Annotated in this window: 18 protein-coding genes; 10 read left to right on the top strand and 8 right to left on the bottom strand. The window is 48.2% G+C overall.

The window, feature by feature from the left end; translation table 11 throughout:
* Window positions 1–181: 181 nt before the first annotated feature.
* The 3 genes from HP398_RS12640 to HP398_RS12630 are packed head-to-tail and all read left to right on the top strand — an operon-like array spanning window position 182 to window position 4,362.
* On the top strand, window positions 182–1,912 hold the full coding sequence (locus tag HP398_RS12640; RefSeq protein ID WP_017250040.1) for a sigma-54 interaction domain-containing protein: 1,731 nt from the start codon (window positions 182–184) through the stop codon (window positions 1,910–1,912).
* Entirely contained in the window at window positions 1,903–3,048 is a 1,146-nt protein-coding gene (locus tag HP398_RS12635; RefSeq protein WP_173622739.1) for a winged helix-turn-helix domain-containing protein, read from the top strand. Before HP398_RS12640 ends, HP398_RS12635 begins: the two co-directional genes overlap by 10 nt.
* 57 nt (window positions 3,049–3,105) lie before the next feature.
* Entirely contained in the window at window positions 3,106–4,362 is a 1,257-nt protein-coding gene (locus HP398_RS12630) for an MFS transporter (RefSeq protein WP_173622738.1), read from the top strand.
* On the opposite strand, the gene HP398_RS12625 is transcribed toward HP398_RS12630, so the two are convergent.
* Window positions 4,334–5,500: a PQQ-dependent sugar dehydrogenase gene (locus HP398_RS12625; protein WP_173622817.1), complete on the bottom strand. Its 1,167-nt coding sequence runs from the start codon at window positions 5,498–5,500 to the stop codon at window positions 4,334–4,336. The two genes, HP398_RS12630 and HP398_RS12625, sit on opposite strands and share 29 nt — an antisense overlap.
* A 579-nt stretch (window positions 5,501–6,079) precedes the next feature.
* Complete coding sequence (locus HP398_RS12620) at window positions 6,080–6,700, bottom strand: PilZ domain-containing protein (RefSeq protein ID WP_017250036.1); 621 nt, start codon at window positions 6,698–6,700, stop codon at window positions 6,080–6,082.
* Between the two features lie 119 nt (window positions 6,701–6,819).
* On the opposite strand from HP398_RS12620, the gene HP398_RS12615 reads away from it, so the two are divergent.
* Window positions 6,820–6,993 (top strand): YlaF family protein, encoded by a 174-nt coding sequence (locus tag HP398_RS12615; RefSeq protein ID WP_007722723.1) that lies wholly within the window; start codon window positions 6,820–6,822, stop codon window positions 6,991–6,993.
* Between the two features lie 11 nt (window positions 6,994–7,004).
* Here the strand turns inward: HP398_RS12615 and HP398_RS12610 are convergent, their stop codons facing one another.
* From HP398_RS12610 to HP398_RS12600, 3 genes are all read right to left on the bottom strand, one after another.
* Window positions 7,005–8,060 carry a tetraprenyl-beta-curcumene synthase family protein gene (locus HP398_RS12610; protein WP_173622737.1) on the bottom strand — a complete coding sequence of 352 codons (1,056 nt, stop codon included), beginning with the start codon at window positions 8,058–8,060 and terminating at the stop codon, window positions 7,005–7,007.
* A gap of 122 nt (window positions 8,061–8,182) precedes the next feature.
* Complete coding sequence (locus HP398_RS12605; protein ID WP_173622736.1) at window positions 8,183–9,121, bottom strand: response regulator; 939 nt, start codon at window positions 9,119–9,121, stop codon at window positions 8,183–8,185.
* A 4-nt stretch (window positions 9,122–9,125) separates the two neighbouring features.
* Window positions 9,126–10,409, bottom strand: coding sequence for a sensor histidine kinase (locus HP398_RS12600; RefSeq protein ID WP_173622735.1), 1,284 nt, complete (start codon window positions 10,407–10,409; stop codon window positions 9,126–9,128).
* 137 nt (window positions 10,410–10,546) lie between these two features.
* Between HP398_RS12600 and HP398_RS12595 the strand changes: the two genes are divergently transcribed.
* The 3 genes from HP398_RS12595 to HP398_RS12585 are packed head-to-tail and all read left to right on the top strand — an operon-like array spanning window position 10,547 to window position 14,017.
* On the top strand, window positions 10,547–11,530 hold the full coding sequence (locus HP398_RS12595) for a TAXI family TRAP transporter solute-binding subunit (RefSeq protein WP_017250032.1): 984 nt from the start codon (window positions 10,547–10,549) through the stop codon (window positions 11,528–11,530).
* A 6-nt stretch (window positions 11,531–11,536) separates the two neighbouring features.
* A complete protein-coding gene (locus HP398_RS12590) occupies window positions 11,537–12,070 on the top strand; it encodes a DUF1850 domain-containing protein (protein ID WP_017250031.1) in 534 nt (177 codons plus the stop codon).
* Window positions 12,071–14,017 (top strand): TRAP transporter permease, encoded by a 1,947-nt coding sequence (locus tag HP398_RS12585; protein ID WP_173622734.1) that lies wholly within the window; start codon window positions 12,071–12,073, stop codon window positions 14,015–14,017. It abuts the gene before it with no gap.
* A gap of 77 nt (window positions 14,018–14,094) precedes the next feature.
* Here the strand turns inward: HP398_RS12585 and HP398_RS12580 are convergent, their stop codons facing one another.
* Complete coding sequence (locus tag HP398_RS12580; protein WP_017250029.1) at window positions 14,095–15,015, bottom strand: CvfB family protein; 921 nt, start codon at window positions 15,013–15,015, stop codon at window positions 14,095–14,097.
* Window positions 15,016–15,205: 190 nt separating this feature from the next.
* Between HP398_RS12580 and HP398_RS12575 the strand changes: the two genes are divergently transcribed.
* The gene (locus HP398_RS12575) at window positions 15,206–15,985 is read left to right on the top strand and encodes an undecaprenyl-diphosphate phosphatase (RefSeq protein ID WP_173622733.1); all 780 of its coding nucleotides are present in this window, start codon (window positions 15,206–15,208) and stop codon (window positions 15,983–15,985) included.
* A gap of 33 nt (window positions 15,986–16,018) precedes the next feature.
* On the opposite strand, the gene HP398_RS12570 is transcribed toward HP398_RS12575, so the two are convergent.
* Both HP398_RS12570 and HP398_RS12565 read right to left on the bottom strand, forming a co-directional pair.
* Window positions 16,019–16,213, bottom strand: a complete 195-nt coding sequence (locus tag HP398_RS12570; protein WP_254476062.1) for a hypothetical protein — start codon at window positions 16,211–16,213, stop codon at window positions 16,019–16,021.
* A 76-nt stretch (window positions 16,214–16,289) separates the two neighbouring features.
* Entirely contained in the window at window positions 16,290–16,649 is a 360-nt protein-coding gene (locus HP398_RS12565) for a toprim domain-containing protein (protein WP_017250026.1), read from the bottom strand.
* A 136-nt stretch (window positions 16,650–16,785) separates the two neighbouring features.
* Here HP398_RS12565 and HP398_RS12560 point away from each other — a divergent pair, with 136 nt between their 5' ends.
* The gene (locus HP398_RS12560; protein WP_017250025.1) at window positions 16,786–16,944 is read left to right on the top strand and encodes a hypothetical protein; all 159 of its coding nucleotides are present in this window, start codon (window positions 16,786–16,788) and stop codon (window positions 16,942–16,944) included.
* Between the two features lie 49 nt (window positions 16,945–16,993).
* Window positions 16,994–17,284: an ArsR/SmtB family transcription factor gene (locus HP398_RS12555; protein ID WP_017250024.1), complete on the top strand. Its 291-nt coding sequence runs from the start codon at window positions 16,994–16,996 to the stop codon at window positions 17,282–17,284.
* Window positions 17,285–17,300 lie beyond the last annotated feature (16 nt).

Here is a 17,300-nt window from a genome sequence, read left to right as displayed (position 1 = left end):
ACGTACTCTGTCCACTTCTACTAGCATGAATCATGCCAACTTATTCTCGTAAGCGCTATCGTGATGTCTCTACGACACTTTCAACACATATGTACATTGCGTGTTTATTCTTGTACACTTTTGATTAGATGTACAACAGGGACGATCCCTTTTCCTGTTAGTTTGGATAAGAGGTGACAATTTGAAACCGTTATTTTCGTTGGACAGTACACTCTCTTTCTTTGCGATTCCGATTCCACCTGATATGGTCAAAATACGCGCAGGTGAAACCCTAGGTGAATGGGTTGATAAAGAACAAAAAGGCAGAGTCGTCATCGTTTCTCCTACAACTACGCTCGAACAATCCATCAGCCACATTCTCGCTGGCCCAGGCGTTTCCGATCTGCCTACACTCGTCATCGTGGATGAACAAGGGACTCCGACGGGAATGGTTGAGCCATACCAGCTCATGACTGCCTTTGTCGTGTTGACCCAAAACCAGTCTGCCCTGCTCAGTACCTTGATGGGTACGATGAGTGAGGCCGTCACTATCGTGGACTCCCGCAACGTTGTCCAACACTGGAATCGGGCAGCAGAAACCATTTATGAAATCGATCGCGAGCAAGTCGTCGGAACTTCTCTCGATGAGCACTTCGCCAGTGAATCGATCCGCCTGCTCGATGCCCTGCGTCAAGGGACATCTGTTCAACGTGTCTATCACATTCCTCGTCCTGATAGTCATGTACTCATTAATGCGGCACCGATTCGCCGCGAGGGTGAAATTATCGGCGCGATTTCCATTGAACAGGATATTACTGAGCTGGTTCGTCTCAATGAAGAATTAGCACATACGACGGCCCATCTCCACAATTTACAGCAAGAGATGAGTCGGTTTCAGGCAGCAGACGATCCTTTTTATGCAATCAAAGGGCATTCCGCCTCGATACAATCCGCTATTGGTTCCGCAAAAAAAGTGGCGCAGACGGATGCGACTGTACTGATTTATGGAGAAAGCGGCGTCGGGAAGGAACTGTTTGCCAAAGCGATTCATCAGGCAAGTCGCCGACATGAGAAGCCTTTTATCGCGATCAACTGCGGTGCCATTCCTGCTGCGCTGTTCGAAAGTGAGCTGTTTGGCTATCAGGGCGGTGCTTTTACTGGAGCCGAGAAAAAAGGCAAGCCTGGCAAGCTGGAGCTGGCGCATGGCGGGACGCTTTTCCTCGATGAAATTGGGGAGCTGCCGCTAGAGTTGCAGGTCAAGCTGCTTCGTGCCTTACAGGAACGGCAGTTTTACCGCGTAGGCGGAACAGAGCCGATCACCGTTAACACACGGATCGTAGCAGCGACAAACAGACAGCTGGAGCAAATGGTTGCAGACGGTCGTTTTCGCGAGGATTTGTATTATCGGCTGAACGTCTTTTCTCTGGAAATCCCGCCGCTGCGTGAACGACGCGAAGATTTGCCAGAGCTCGTGCAAATTTTCATTCATGAGTATTCCGTGGCCCATGACCACTCCGTACCACGCATCTCTCCCGAGGTCATGCAAGCGTTGTTCGAGTACAATTGGCCTGGGAACATCCGACAGCTTCGCAACGTCATCGAACGTCTGTCGATCCTGCAAGAAAACGGTGTTATATTGCCTGAGCATCTGCCGACTGTCATTCGCAGCCACGCAGAACCCACCCAAGTTTCTGTGCACACACCGATTGGGGGAACGTATGCGCCGCCGACTCCGACGCCGCCGTCAATCCTACGTCCATCGATTGCGTACACTGCTCCACCTGTGAACGAAAAAGAGCGCATTCTGGCAGCATTGGAGCGCACGTATGGCAACAAAAAGGCAGCAGCCGAGCTGCTCGGCGTATCTCGCGGAACCCTTTACAATAAAATGAAGAAGTTCAATATAAACGAGGAGTCTTTCAAATGGGATTGATCACATGGTCGGATGATAATACGTATCAAATCCATTATGCCGGGGAAACGATTGTCCTTTTGCCGAAGGAATACGCCTTGTTTCAATTTCTGTACACGTGGAAAAATCGGTCCTTTTCAAGGAGTGATTTGCTGGATCGCGTCTGGCCGCTGGAAGAGCCTACTGACCGTACTGTCGACGATCACATTTACCGCTTGCGGAAAAAATTACAAAAGTGGTCGCATCTGCTCACGATTGATACGGTCCGAGGAGTCGGCTATCGGCTTACGCTAAAAGAGCAGCAATCACCTAGTCCAACGATATTGAACAGCAATTTCTCAGAAACCATCAATAAAATGCTGAGCACCTATCACGGTATGGGAATGGGGGCCGCGTTGCAGACCCTTTATACTCATCAGAAGGTACTGGGCATTCAGATGGACCCATTTTACGCTACCTTTTTGCGATTTGTTGTCGGTGACTTCAACTGGTTTGTAGAGGATAAAGCTACACCCATTTCCGACAAGCTGTTTTATATGTTCCATTTGTACCATATGACGGAACTTGACTCGCAAAAAACAGTAGAAATTTTACAATGGGCTCTGGAAAACGCGAAAAGTATGCCTGAAAATTATCAGGATGAGCTACAAATCACCGCAATCAGTGTCTACGCCCAAGCCAAAGAGTGGGAGCGAGCCAAAAAACAGCTGATACCTGCTAGAGAGGTTGTCGACCGAGTCAATTCACCCGGCTTTCGACTCTTTTTTCAAGCAGTAGAGGCCCTCCTGTATCTACTCATGGGTGAGAGTGACGAAGCTGAGAAAGTCATTCAACGCTCTGAGGAAATCTTGCAAGAACTCCCTATGCAGCGTGAGCTCGGCAGCTTTACCATTGCGCGCGGCCTTTGTCTGTACCATCGACAGGAGATTGCCAAGGCGCGCCGATTGGTCGATGAAGGTCTGGAAGTAGTACGAAGTACTAAGTTTGTCCCCCATCTGATTTATGGCGTACAAATGATCTTGTTGTTCTTAAAAAACTTCGGCTATGATGCAGAATGGGAGCGCAAATACCAGAAAATGTGGGCGGAATTATCCGAAGAGTACCAGTTTGACTACTTGCAGAAAAAGATTCGTGCCATCATCCCATCGACTATCTGATATTCCTCTGACAAATCCCTTTTATCATCGAGTTAACAGATCGATGGAGGGATTTTTTTGTTAAAGGAAAATAGAACGTTTCGCACACTGTTCATCTCTTACGGACTGTCTACGCTTGGCGATTGGTTTGATTTTATTGCGGTATCCATCCTATTAGGATTTGTGTGGAAGGTTGATCCGATGACCATGGCTCTCCTGCCGGTTGCCTATGCGGCTCCAAGCATTTTGCTCGGGCAGTTTGCCGGGGTGCTTGCAGACCGCGTGAACAAGGTACGTATGATCATGACCATGAATATCATTCAGGCTGCTCTCACTCTGCTCCTGCTTGCCATGCCTACTCCACTCTGGTTCCTGGTGGTCATTGCCCTGCGTTCAGGTGCCTCTGTCTTCAATGATCCAGCGCAACAGACCTTGACGCGTCAAATCGTACCTGAGAATCAATTGTTACAAGCCTCTGCTTTGAATGGAGCCGTATATCAGATGGGGAAATTGATTGGTCCACTTGCCGGAGGATTGGTAGCGGCCGTTTTTGCACCTGCCATTTGTCTGATGATTAATGCTTCGACCTTCCTTCTCTCTACTGGATTTCTGTTCACGATTCGGAAAGTGGAGAATACGTTGTCTCGTACATCCGTAGAAGAGCAGCCTCTCCCTTACCGTCAAGCATGGCAAGAGGGATGGCGGATCTTTTTGCAAAACCGTGTCCTGTTGTTCAGCACGATCTTCGCAACCGTTACCTCGTTGGCGATTCAATTGGCGGATACACAGTTTCCCGTGATCTTCCGCGAGAAGCTGCCCGGCAATCCGGAAATGCTCGGGTTTACAGTCAGTGTCATTGGATTAGGCGCACTTGTTACTGTCACCTGGCTACATCGTTTAAAAGAGATGCGTTCCTACGGGTGGGTGCTGGGCGGTGGCGTATTGCTCATCGGAATTAGCTTTTCGTGGATTGGATTTTTCCAGGCTGGTGCTGGCATGTATTGGCTGCTGATTCCCGCTTTATTGGCAGGAATCGGAACAGGTCTGACTTCGGTCGGCGCCAATTATCTGGTACAAAAAGAAAGCCCCCCGCAAGCACTGGGCCGTGTGAGGGGAATTATCGATTCATTGACGAGCGCTACTTTCATTATTGCTCCGTTGCTCGGTGGCGTCATTATGACCATCTGGGGTCCAAACACTGCTTTTTTATGGGTCGGAATGTTAATCGCTACGATTGGTGGAGGCGCTGTTCTCTTACAACAATGGATTTGGGGGAAACGAACAAAAGACGTGGCTGTTGCTACCGCTACGGCTGGATCGGAACGAGTCGGATAATTTTATCGTCCCCTTCTCTCGGATTTCCACGACCATCGCGGTTGTTGGTCAACAAATAGAGTGCGCCGTCTTTTCCTTCGACCACATCGCGCAATCGTCCGAACTCGTCTTGGAACAAAGTAGCAGCCTCCAATACCGTATCAGGTCGAGTAGCGTCTAAGCTAATTTTCTGAAGCTGCGTACCCCTGAGGTTCGCTACGAGCAGTTGTCCTTTCCACGGCCCTTTGGATACAAACGTCATGCCAGAAGGAGCCCATGTCGTATCACCGCTTTGCAGGAGGGGGGTTTTCATCCCCTCTTTTTGCTGTTCACCAGAAATGACCGGCCAGCCGTAATTTGCGCCTGGCTCGATCCGATTAATCTCATCATGTGCAGTCTGGCCGTGCTCCGAGCTGTAGAGTATTCCTGTATCCGGATGCCATGCGATGCCTTGCGGATTACGATGTCCATAGCTGTATACAGGTGAGCCAGAAAAAGGATTGTCGGCAGGAATGGTTCCATCCAGATTGATGCGCAAAATTTTTCCGGCGAGACTTGCCCGATCTTGCGCAAGCATCGGCTCATGCGCATCGCCTGTCGTAATATAAAGACGCTGATCCGGGCCGATTTTGATCCGTCCTCCGTTGTGGATCGAGCTTCCCGGGATTTTATCGAGGAGTACCTTGTCAATCTGTGCTGCATGGTTTGCTTCTCGTAGTCGCAGAACACGATTGAAAGTAGCCTCTCCCTCTTTGTATGTATGGTAAACGTACAAGTAGTGGTTATTCGCAAAATCAGGATCGAGCACAAGGCCCAACAGCCCGCCCTCTCCCTCGCTGATGAACGGGGCAGGGAATGAGATGAGCGGATCCGGCAACAGCTTGCCTGACTGGATCACTCGCACTCTTCCTGGTCGCTCTGTGAAAAAGATTCGACCATCCGAGGCTATATCCATCGCCCACGGCACAGCCAATTGATCAGCCACTACCTCCATCCGATATGGAAGAGTCTGTTGAGCTGGCTGCGACTCAGGAGCGGGATTCGCCTCACAGGCCACAACCGGCATACTCAAGATCAAGGTAAGAACACACACCATCCATTTTTTCCACATCTCACGTTTTCCTCCCTGTGCGATTTTCCAGTAGGAACCAGGCAGCATTTTAGACAAAGCTTCGCGAATGTACGCTTATGATCCTTTTTTCACTGCGAAAAAATCTGTTTTGGATGCCCTCCAGCAGTTGTGCCGGGACCGAAGCCCGGTGACATGTTTTCCAGTCGCCTGTATCCTCTCTCCGTTCGGGCGGTCTCCTTCCAAACATATCACCGTGCTTCCACAGCTGAGGTTGGGCGTCCAACTTTTTAGAACATTTGTGTAGTTAATCAGAGAAGTCTTTCCGTTTTTCTTTATCTTTTTTCTCTTTTATGCCTTTTCAAATGTTGACTGAAGCCGCGTAGGAAGAAGCGGATTTCCAGTCCAAGCGCCTCTGGAGCCCAGCCCAGCGAAGGAATGAATGTCGGGGGTTTTCAGCTTCACTTATGATATACTCCCTTGAAACTTCAACGTTTGAAGCGCTCCCGACATTCATTCCGTAGCGAACAGCCCCCGCCTCCCGGCAGGGCGTAGGTTGAAGCGTAGACTGGAAATCCGCTTCTTCCCCCCACTACAGCCCCTCCTAATCTACCCCGGAAAAAAGACAAAAAAAAAATTGGTCCCCATTGAACCAATTCACGAAAAGACCTACTCGATATTCACTTGTCTTCGTTCCTCGATTTGTCGATGCAAAATGTACTTTCGCAAATTGTGAAAGTGACGTGCATTGATTCCTTTGATCGTACAGCCGTAAAAATAGTTCGGCCCCTCTATTCGTTCATGAATGATAACCAGGTCAGTTTTCACTACCCCATCCGGGCGATTGCGACCATGCAATTCAAAGGAAAAAACAATTTGCTGATCCGCAGGAATATGTTTGTCTGAGCGGAATGCCAAGCCTCCCAGGCTCAAATTCACCAAGTACACCATTTGACTATAAACGGAAAAAAATGAGTCTGGCTCCTGCGTCGGATACTGAATCCACCCCTTAACCTCCATGTCGAAACGGGGATAGCGTCTGCGCTGTTCCCGAAATTCAGTAGCTGTTGGAGAGTGGAACAAAAACAAGCGATTTTTGTCTTTAGCCACGACTACGGCTTCAAACGTATTGATCGTTTCATAATCAGCCGTCAATAGACAAGGGATCTGATCCCCTACAGTGACATCCAATGGGCTGGGAAATACGGCTTCGATCAAGTCTCCTTCTTCATAGGTAACATGACCTTCTATCACTCGATTCCCTTTTCTAATTTGTATTATGCTTTCCATCTGCGTTCTCCACCACTTCGCACAATTATATTACCGGGATTTCCGAAATCTTTACCTGGATGCTTTTCGCGGAAAATAAGGTATAATGGGAACATTGACAGATAGGAGGTTACAGACCGATGAATCGTTATCAATTGGTAACACTGGCTTTGGCATTTTTGGTAACCGCCTGTCTCATCGGAGTTGGCATTGCCATTGGGGAAAAAAGCCCCCTCGGTATCCTTGGCTGTATCGTTGTTGCCTTCTCGTTGATGGGATTTGGCTTTTCGTACAAGCGCAAGCATATGCGCTAACCTCTTCTCCGTTATCGCCGTACAAGTAAACTGTTCACATAAAACAGGACAGAGGGCAAGCCCTTTGCCTGCTTCAGTAGTTGTCTAGCGATAGTATAAATGTGTGGCTGGCTCCGATTCACCTTGCGGTCCGCGAGATAAAACGCGACTAGCCCGTCCACGATCATACGGTGAAATGCAGGATTTGGCAAGCGTTTAACGCTTGCCTTTGCTTGTTCTATGAAAAGCTTCAAGCGTTCAGTCGCTATCCGTTCTGAATCGTAATAGCTCACAAAGTTTAAATCTCCACCCATTTTATCTTCTTCCAGGTCAATTAAATAGTCTAATAAAATATGTAACCCGCACAGCCATGGAAAGTAAGCTTCACTTACCATTTGAATTTGCTCTTCCCCTACATCTGGATCAGTCGACAAGCAAAAAAGAGCGAATATCCCGATGGTCGAGCCTGTGACAGCCGCAAATTCTTGCCAGTACAAATCATGATAGCGTTCCTTATACTGATCCCACCACGTCAACAAGTGATCCTCGCGCAAATGGGGAGCAATGTGCTTGTATACTTGCAAATCACTATACAAACAAGAAAACTCGAGTATCTTTGCCTGGATTTTTTCATAGGCTGGCAATTGTGCGACATGTTGTTGACAGGTCTGAACCAGCCCAGCCAAAAAGCCGCCGTCATCCTTTTCCTCGCGGTACAAATAATAGTCGCGTAATGGCGCGCCTGGTGTCAGTGCATCCTGCATCGACACGTGAAGCTGACGGAAGTCTTGCGGGTCTAATGACGTGCTGCGATCACACAGATTATCCAAGTAGTCACTGATCGTTTGGTAGGCGACAATCAGCGGGACAATTGTCTCTACATGCGGGATGACCTGTGCAGCATAAACACATCCCCCTTGGCAGTGAAACTTTTTGGAGTTCATGCTGTCTTGTGCCTGTTTTCTCAGCTCGGGATTGGGAATCGCCTGTGCTCTTTTGTACCAGGCCGCAAACTCTCGCTCCAGAACAGGTTGCACATGACGATAGACTCGGTAAAGTAGCTGCCATGGATTACGTAGTTCGCTCACTTACTTCCCTCCCAAAACAAATGTAAAACGGAGGCATTCCCAAGCTTTTATCAGCTTACATCGAAGCCCTCGCTCATGACCAATAGAAATATCTTATCACATTTGGATGCCCACTCCAAAAATCAGCCCTGAAATACACCAATTCGTCTTTTTGACTCCATATAGAGTACAAAAATAAACTTTTTGGTATTGATACGAGTAGAAGAGATCGTCATTTCCATCTGATTCTCCAGCTCCAACATGCGTTTTCGCACCTCGGTAAAATCAAAGAATGTGGTCGCGTAGCTCTCGAATTTGGGATTACTGTAATCAGTCAGCCCAAGGGAAGCCAGATGGGTTAATGCCTGATAAATGGCTCTGCGAACCCGTTGCTCAGCGGCCTTCGTTTCCTTTTGGATCAGGACAGTCACTCCCTTACCCAGCTTGCGGGCAGCAATCGCCCAAAAAATATCGCGTAAAGGTGGGAGATTCACTCCCCCATCCCTTTCCTTCTCCCAGTGATACAGCCACTCCATCATGTCGAGTAAATCTTTGCTGCCTTTTTCGCTAATCATCCCCAGTTCGGTTAAGAGAAACCGTGCGGAAGACAAGATCCCCTTTTCAGGATACGTTGTTTCTTTTGAAAGAGCTGCCGTCACGTTCATACTGCCGGACAAAACGGAAAGCGACCGCTGAATACCCTCGATGGATTGCTGCAGCAATATGCGTTCCCGTACCTTTTGCAGAACACTGATGACCTCCAGTCGATTCACCGGTTTGGTCACGTAGTATTCGATCCCTGTCGCATACGCCTCTGCGATTATCTCCTTCGTTTCGATTTGCGAGATCATGACAATCTTGCCTGTAAAACGCCTCAGTTGGCGCACGGTTTCAATGCCATCTCGATTCGGCATCAAAAGATCAATCAACAAGATGTCTACTTGCTTCCAATTCAAAAAATCGTGGTCAATCTGTAAACCATCCTCTGCTTCCCCACATACCTCTCCCAAATCAGCATCCTCTATGATCTGAGCGAGCATGAATCGAATCGCCGGATCGTCGTCCACGATGAAGTAGCGCATTAGGTCACCCTTTCTGAATCAGAGTTGCGATTGGCAGGCGAATGCAAAATTGTGTGGTTTGTCCGCACGAGGCCTCGGCTATATCAATCCTTCCTTGGAGATTGTCTGTCACTTCCTTTACGTATGAAAGTCCTATCCCCGTGGAAGGCCTGCCCGATACGTCGTATTTGGTCGTGAATCCAGGCATGAACAAGAGCTCCTTGTCCTCCACCACAATGCCTGGCCCATCATCGGTCACATCAAAATGAATCCACTCCTGACTCTCGTCAATGGAGGCAACGATCGAGACCATCCCCTGGTCACGGATTGCTTCAACACTGTTGCCGACCAGATTGTTGATGAGTGAGAGTGTCGTGTAAATGTGGCAAGCGAGATAGGGCACCTCCACATTCGTTTCAAACTGAATGTCCTTCTCCAACAGTCTCGCGTACTTTCGTTGCACCTGAACAATAATAGCAATCAATTCGCCCAGTGGCATATAATCTCGTTCGTTCTCGTCAGTAATCAGCTTGGAAAGGCCTGCATATATGCGTTGATTGTCCTTTTTCACTTCATGCACTTGTCCGGCAAGGGACAGTAGCCGCTTTGCATATCGCTTGCTCGTCCCATCCTTGTGCTCCACCTCGTTCATCTCGCGATACAACTCATAGCAGCTGCGCGTGATTTCCTCGACCTGATGCAATGTCTTTTTTAGATGAACAGATTCCTCGTACAAGTTGGAAATGAGCATCAACATCTGCTCGTTTCGATTGCGCTGTTGCTTTTCCATCCATTTCGCCTGACGCAGCTGAATCATATTGAAAAAACTAAGGACAAAAAAACTGCGTATCAAAGCAATGACGGCAATCGGCCCTACGACCTCCAGCTGAAAGACTCCCTCCCAGGACACAGCACGAAAGGACAGCTCTACCAAATTGGCAGCTATTTCTGAGACTGTCCCCAACAGTCCCACCCAAAGCGGTCGATGATGTAGTGTATTAACGCGCAAGAGCGAGAATAGACAAGCAAAGGTAGCGTAATAGCAAAAGGCGGGGAAATGCATCTGAAGAGAAGGCAGAAACGAAAAGACATCTGCATACAAGAAATCTAAGATTATTCTAAATAGAACAACAATTAATCCAGTTACTATCCCTGCCAAGAAAGAAGGACGCAGCCACAATAAAAAAAAGAAAAAAGCCGTTGTACCAAAGCTAATGCGGAAATCATCTTGAAACGGGTGGAATTTGAGCTCCCCGGCAATCGGGACAGCAATGAGCATAAGCAGCAGGATCGAAAGGGTCTCTCTCATACAATGTTGCCCGCACTTCCTGTTTATTTCTTAGTTTACTATATTTTTCTATAGATTTTTGTAGTTTTTTATAGACCTCCCCTTACAATGCGAAGGAAAGTTATATAAACAGAACATTTAGACTAGGGGGAATTATCTTGAAGAATCGTCATTTTCTTCTCTCGCTCACACTACTTCTGTCCATGTCGCTCATCACGGCATGTGGTGGTGGCAACTCTTCACAAGGAGGTGCAGGTGGAGGCGCCGATCCCTCCCAATTAATTATTGCAACAGGCGGTACAGGCGGCACTTATTTCCCACTCGGTGGCGGCATGGCTGACCATATAACGAAAAATGCTGGCATCACTGCTACAGCACAAGCCACAGGCGCTTCAGCAGAAAACATTCGCCTCCTTCGTGATAAAAAGGCGGACATCGCCTTCACGCAAAATGACATTGCCGAGTATGCATCAAAAGGAACGAACATGTTCCAGCAAGACGGTAAAATTGATTCCTTCCAAGCATTGGGCGCTCTCTACGATGAGACCATCCAAGTCGTCGTCTCTGCTGACAGCAATATTAAAAGCGTTGCCGATTTGAAAGATAAGCGCGTATCTGTAGGCGCTCCAGGAAGCGGCACAGAAGTGAACGCTCAGCAAATTTTAGAAGCATATGGCATGACCTTTGAAGACACCAAGCTCCAGCGCCTCTCCTTCGCTGACTCGGCCAAAGCCATTCAGGACGGCCAATTGGATGCTGCCTTCCAAACTGCTGGTACGCCTACCGCAGCAATCACGGAGCTGGCAGCAACAACTGGCGTAAAAATCATTCCCATTGATGCGGACAAAATCGATGCGATCATCGCCAAATACCCTTACTACGTGAAAACAACCGTCCCAGCCAATACGTACCAAACCGTTCCGGAAGAAGTGACCACCGTCTCCGTCAAATCAATGCTTTTGATTCGCTCCGATCTCAGTGAAGGCCTCGTGTACAAAGTAACAAAGGCGATCTTTGAGAACAGCGACAAGCTCGGTCACGCCAAAGCCAAAGAAATCAAGCTGGAGAACGTGAAGAACGGCGTCAGCATCCCTGTTCACCCGGGCGCCCAAAAGTACTTTGACGAAAAAGGCGTGAAGTAAAGCCAGATGATTTTTATCCAGGAAGTATCAAAGCAAAGAGGGCGGACGTTGTTCCGCCTTTTCTCCTTCTTTCTTCTCGTCATTGTCATTTATGTGGGCATCGCCACTCCGCTGATTCCCGCTCTGGTTATCCGGGATACACAATCGAATCAGGTAGTTTGGCGTGCAAACATATACAATGAAGCAGCCTTTGGCATCCGCTGGACTCATTCCATTCATCGGTCGACAATCGAGGAGCAATACCGGATTGTAGATGGTCAAATTATTTTGTCAGAGATGAGCTTTCACGACTACGGTATCGGCATGGAAAATGAATTGGCTCCTGGCGAGGAGCTGATTCTGGCCGATGGACGATTCCACATTCGCAATATGCAGCGCTCTTTTCCTGCCCTGCGGCTTTTTATCGGGCAAGTACGGGCTAATCATACGTTGCTTTTCGCTGGACAGGATATTCCGTTGAGCTTGATCGACAAGCCAGGAGAAGCCATCACGATTCAGGCAGAAAAGCGATCCATTCTGAGCGAGTTAGGAGGTTACTAGATGAGTACAACAACGAATATGAACCAACAAGAGATGGATAAGCTGATCGCGCAATATGACAAGGAATCAGCCACACGCCAGCTCGCGGGTCCTATGAAGTGGATTTCTTTTGGTCTACTTGTCCTCTTCTCCCTGTACCAGTTATCCAGCACGCTTTTCTTCACGCTGCCTCCCCAGATTCATCGTCCGATCCACTTGGCCTTCGGACTGGCACTTGTCTATCTGTTATATGCAGGAACATCCAAAGGCAACCGTAACAAAATCGGAATCGTGAACATGATTCTCGCCTTGTTGGGTGTCTTCGTATCGCTGTATTGGGTCATTGACTACGAAGGACTCGTGACCCGAACAGGTAACTATACGACGATGGATATGGTGGTCGGCGGTATTGCCATCGCGCTCGTCCTAGAGGCTGCACGACGAGTCGTCGGAATTCCAATCGCTCTCATCGCCACTATTTTTCTTTTATACACCTACTTCGGACCTTACATGCCAGGCTTTTTGGAGCATCGCGGCAGTGATGTCGAGCGGATTATTGGGCACAGCTACTACACACTAGAGGGTATTCTCGGTACTCCGCTCGCCGTTTCCTCTACCTTCATCTTTTTGTTTGTGCTATTTGGCGCGTTTCTCGAAAAAACAGGGGTCGGTGAGTATTTTAACGATTTGTCGCTGGTCATTGCAGGCAGACGAATCGGTGGCCCTGCGAAGGTGGCCGTATTTTCCAGCGCCTTGCAAGGGACGATTAGCGGCAGCTCCGTTGCCAATGTCGTTACCTCCGGCGCCTTTACCATCCCGATGATGAAACGGCTCGGCTATCGTTCCGAATTTGCCGCGGCGGTGGAGGCCTCGTCCTCTACTGGTGGACAAATCATGCCGCCTGTCATGGGGGCTGCTGCCTTTTTGATGGCGGAATTCATCGGCGTTCCTTACTTGGAAATCGCCAAATCTGCAATCCTTCCTGCGATTTTATTTTTCGTGGGCATCTGGATTATGACGCACTTCGAAGCAAAGCGCCTCGGGTTACGCGGACTCTCCAAGGAAGAACTACCGAACAAAAAAGAAGTTTTGAAAAAAATGTACTTGCTCCTCCCCATCGTGATCATTATTACCGCTCTGATGATGAACATATCAGCCGAGCGCTCCGCGATTATCGGCATCATCTCCACCATTATCGTGGGCGCCTTCCGAAAAGAAACCCGCATGTCTATTGCTGATATTTTAGAAGCACTTGCCTCAGGTGCCAGAATGGCTCTCGGTGTCGTGGCCGCAACTGCGTGTGCCGGAATTATCGTCGGTACGATTACGTTGACTGGGATCGGATTGAAGCTGGCAAATGGCTTGATTGATTTGGCTGGCGGTCAGCTTTTCCTTACGCTGTTTTTCACGATGATCGCATCGCTTATCTTGGGCATGGGAACACCTACGACTGCGAACTACATCATCACTTCTACCATCGCTGCCCCGGCACTCATTCAATTGGGTGTACCAGCTATCGCTGCTCACATGTTTACATTCTACTTCGGAATCGTTGCAGACATCACGCCGCCAGTTGCGCTTGCTGCCTTTGCCGCATCAGGCATCGCCAAGTCAAAGCCGATCCGGACAGGTGTAGAATCCACGCGGCTATCAATCGCTGCTTTTATGGCTCCCTATATTTTCGTCATCTCACCAGCCTTGCTGCTGATTAATACCACCTTGCTCGAATCGATTTGGGTTATGCTGACTTCAACGCTTGGGATGATCGGGGTGGGAGCAGGGTTGATCGGCTATTGGATGTCCAAGCTAAACGTCTTGGAACGTATCCTCGCAGTTGCAGGTGGCGTGCTCGCGGTCATCCCTGGGATCGAAACGGATATCGCCGGTTTTATTTTGCTAGGGCTCGTTTTTTCCTTATCGTATTACAAAGCCCGTAAGCAAAAACAATCTGTGCAAACGACAATATAAGAAAACAAACAAAAACCCTCCCAAGCATTCGTTTCCTGTTGCCAGGAAGCTCTCTTGCCTAGGAGGGTTTTCTTCTTTTATTCTTCTTGTTCGCTTCGAATCATTTTGGTCCAGCCGTCTACTTGCTCCACGCGGCGTTCCTTCATCAACTTGCCAAGTGCCCGCTTGAAGCTGGACTTGCTCATTTGGAATTTTTCTCGGATGACATCCGCTTCTGTCGAATCGGTGTAAGGCATCGCCCCGTCACGATTGATCAAATAGCGCAACAGCTTGTCCGCATCTTCGCCATACTGTACTTCCTTGCGTTCTTTCATAGAACCGTTCAGACGGCCATCCTCACGTACAAAGCTAATACGGCAGCGCACAGTTTGTCCGAGGCGCAGACGTCCTACCATTTCATCACGATGAATGAAAAGGATATGCTCGTCTTCCGTCAACAGGAATGCACCTGCTTGAATCACTTTGTAGACCGTACCCTCGACAGACTTGTTCTTCATACTCTGATCTGCCATTGCTGCGATCTTGACGATTTCGTTTTCAGTGACCGGCTTTGCCAAGAGTCTGCCGAGCTTGTCTTGCTTCAGCGCTACTAGCATTTGATCCTTGGGACGCGGCCATTCATCGCTATGCTTGGGCAGGTCATCGATGAACAAGAGCAGATCCTTGTTAATGCCGTTGTCAAGGAATACACCCATGCGCGGAGAGATGTCCACTACTTCCAGCCAGCCGTATTCACCCATGCCGACATGAGGCATGTCCATGGTCGCAGCCAGTCGGTTTTCGTGATCATGGTACAAAAATACTTCGACCTCATCATCGATATGTAAACGCTCGTGCGCTTCATTGGCATGGAGAAACACTTCATCTTTGCCATCGCGCAAAAAATAGCCGATTTCCGTTTTTCGCGCTACCGTCATGGTAAGCGTCATCCCTGCCTCCAAATTGCCGTTCTGAATGATTTGGGGCTCACGCTTTTCACGCATTTGTCTTTTGTACATATTTATTTTTTCCTCGCTCTCTACCATTGTGCACACTAACTATACCCATCCCCCGCAAGAAAATACCACAACTTTTTTCTAACAAAATAACGATGCGAAACGAAATAGGCAAGTCTTCCATTCACGGACATACATATGACAGTAAGACTGGCTTGGCCCTACTTTTCCAAGACTGGAGTGACTCTTGCCTATGCTGTTGTTGCTTGAACATATTTTTCTCGGCATTGTACAAGGCTTGACTGAATTTTTACCGATATCAAGCACGGGTCATCTCGTCCTATTTCGCAAAATGTTTGGCATGCAGGAGGTAGGCCTTTTATTTGACACGATGCTTCATTTCGGTACGCTAATCGCTGTCGTTATTGTCTTTTGGCCACAGGTTCGTTTTATCATCATGAATCCGATGAGCAAGCTGACAAAGCTATTGGTCGTAGGCACGATCCCTACCGCAGTGATCGGACTCGCCTTTGAAGATTATTTTGAAGAAATCTCCCAGACAGGCATTACGATCGGCTGGGAATTTCTTGCGACAGGCGCGATCCTCTGGGCAGTGGAGTCCATGCGCCGTGGAAATCGGAGATTCGAGGAAATCAACTACACGGACGCCCTCATCATCGGAACACTGCAAGGTGCAGCGATCCTACCTGCTATTTCCCGCTCAGGGCTGACGATTGCCGGTGCTCTCCTGCGCGGAATCGACCGTTCTGATGCTGCGCGCTTTTCGTTTTTAATATCCTTGCCTGCGATTCTGGGTGCTTGTGTCTTACAAACAGCCAAGCTCGTAGAAACACCGCTTGAAACAGCTTTATGGATCCCGATGCTCGTGGGCACCATGTTTGCCGGACTAGCTGGATATGTAGCCATTCGCTGGATGCTTACCATCATCAGTACAGGCTCGATGAAAGGCTTCGCTATCTACGTCTGGGTATTGGGTGGGTTAATTTTACTCATGCAGCTCTTGGGCTGGTAATGCGAAAAAAGCCGGCTGCTTGCTCGCCGGCTTTCATCTACTTTCTTCCTTGTCTGGATAACGGCTGGCAATTAATTTGCCTACCAATAAAATAATGCCATAAAACGCTGTTGCCAAAAGCGAAGTAGCCAGCCACGTCGCCGTCCCCAGCACCAGATAGAGTGCGGCATGAGCAACAAAGATACCTACCAGCCACACCATAATGTTCATTCGATTAAAAAACGTCATCAAACTACGCAATTGCCTCGCACCTCCACCATTCCATTTACTACTGTTATAGCCGATGAAACGGTGTTTTATCCCCTTACCGCTCTCCAAGATCAGGATGAGGCACAATTACCGCAAAGCCTGCTTGCTCCAGAATTTCTGCCAGTACGAAAAGAGGCGTGTCGGCAACCTCTCTGTACATTTTCGGTGTATGCAGATGGATCGCATCAGGAAAGTCTTCACTTAAATGGGTTCGCAATTTTTTCCCGCTGTCATCTTCATCGGTAAATAGGTATACCTCATCTGCATCTGCTGCTTCTGTTTGGGCGAGCAACTTTTCCCCTTTTTCCAAGCTGTAGGAACCGTATGTACAAAGAATAGTGACAGGCTCAGCCAGCACCCGAAGCAAGCGTTCTTTGTCTGTCTTCCCCTCCACGATCATGACACACCCTGCCATCCGTTCCCATCCTCCTGACGCACGCACGTTTTTTTATAGTATACCTCAACTCTCACCTAGGAAAATGAGGATGACTACTCCCTTTCGAAACAAGACATCTTAAGAAAGCATCCATTATCGAACAGGGGGTTGTACCATGTCCAAATTCAAAAGTGCCAAAAACTTGAATCAAAAAGGCTTGGCTGTTGCAGGGCTTACCAGCAGTACAGTTGCGGATGATACGCATACTGAAGACAACCAAGGATCATCCTATCAGCATCAACACAACAACGAAAATAGGAAGAATCAAAAATAAAAGGAATGAAATGGTTGCCTGGATAGAGTTTCCTTAGTAAGATGGTTTTATGAATATTGAACAACTTGAACTAACCGAAAAGCGAATCAAGATTTTTAAAGCGTTGGCAGATGAGACAAGGCTAGCCATTTTAAAGACCTTGTATCATTCCGGCAACGAGCTAAATTGTACAGAAGTAGGCTTTACCTGCGACACCTCCAAGTCCAATGCCTCTTATCATTTCAAGACACTTCGAGAGGCAGGACTGATCAAAGTCAGAAAGGATGGACAAGCACGGTACATGAGCATATATAAAGAAACCTTCGATCAAATATTGCCTGGCTTTTTAGATACCTTGTGATTGGTATCCTTTTTTT

It is taken from the genome of Brevibacillus sp. HB1.4B (assembly GCF_013284285.1).
GTDB lineage: Bacteria > Bacillota > Bacilli > Brevibacillales > Brevibacillaceae > Brevibacillus > Brevibacillus porteri.
The sequence above is the reverse complement of the archived record's forward strand: the minus strand, read 5'-3'. Positions and strand labels throughout refer to the sequence as shown.

Excerpts from the sequence above, each read along its gene's own strand:
- HP398_RS12635 (WP_173622739.1), top strand. The coding sequence starts at position 1,903 with ATGGGATTGATCACATGGTCGGATGATAATACGTATCAAATCCATTAT.
- HP398_RS12625 (WP_173622817.1), bottom strand. The coding sequence starts at position 5,500 with ATGCTGCCTGGTTCCTACTGGAAAATCGCACAGGGAGGAAAACGTGAG.
- HP398_RS12620 (WP_017250036.1), bottom strand. The coding sequence starts at position 6,700 with ATGGAAAGCATAATACAAATTAGAAAAGGGAATCGAGTGATAGAAGGT.
- HP398_RS12615 (WP_007722723.1), top strand. The coding sequence starts at position 6,820 with ATGAATCGTTATCAATTGGTAACACTGGCTTTGGCATTTTTGGTAACC.
- HP398_RS12605 (WP_173622736.1), bottom strand. The coding sequence starts at position 9,121 with ATGCGCTACTTCATCGTGGACGACGATCCGGCGATTCGATTCATGCTC.
- HP398_RS12600 (WP_173622735.1), bottom strand. The coding sequence starts at position 10,409 with ATGAGAGAGACCCTTTCGATCCTGCTGCTTATGCTCATTGCTGTCCCG.
- HP398_RS12590 (WP_017250031.1), top strand. The coding sequence starts at position 11,537 with ATGATTTTTATCCAGGAAGTATCAAAGCAAAGAGGGCGGACGTTGTTC.
- HP398_RS12585 (WP_173622734.1), top strand. The coding sequence starts at position 12,071 with ATGAGTACAACAACGAATATGAACCAACAAGAGATGGATAAGCTGATC.
- HP398_RS12580 (WP_017250029.1), bottom strand. The coding sequence starts at position 15,015 with ATGTACAAAAGACAAATGCGTGAAAAGCGTGAGCCCCAAATCATTCAG.
- HP398_RS12575 (WP_173622733.1), top strand. The coding sequence starts at position 15,206 with ATGCTGTTGTTGCTTGAACATATTTTTCTCGGCATTGTACAAGGCTTG.
- HP398_RS12570 (WP_254476062.1), bottom strand. The coding sequence starts at position 16,213 with ATGACGTTTTTTAATCGAATGAACATTATGGTGTGGCTGGTAGGTATC.
- HP398_RS12565 (WP_017250026.1), bottom strand. The coding sequence starts at position 16,649 with ATGGCAGGGTGTGTCATGATCGTGGAGGGGAAGACAGACAAAGAACGC.
- HP398_RS12560 (WP_017250025.1), top strand. The coding sequence starts at position 16,786 with ATGTCCAAATTCAAAAGTGCCAAAAACTTGAATCAAAAAGGCTTGGCT.
- HP398_RS12555 (WP_017250024.1), top strand. The coding sequence starts at position 16,994 with ATGAATATTGAACAACTTGAACTAACCGAAAAGCGAATCAAGATTTTT.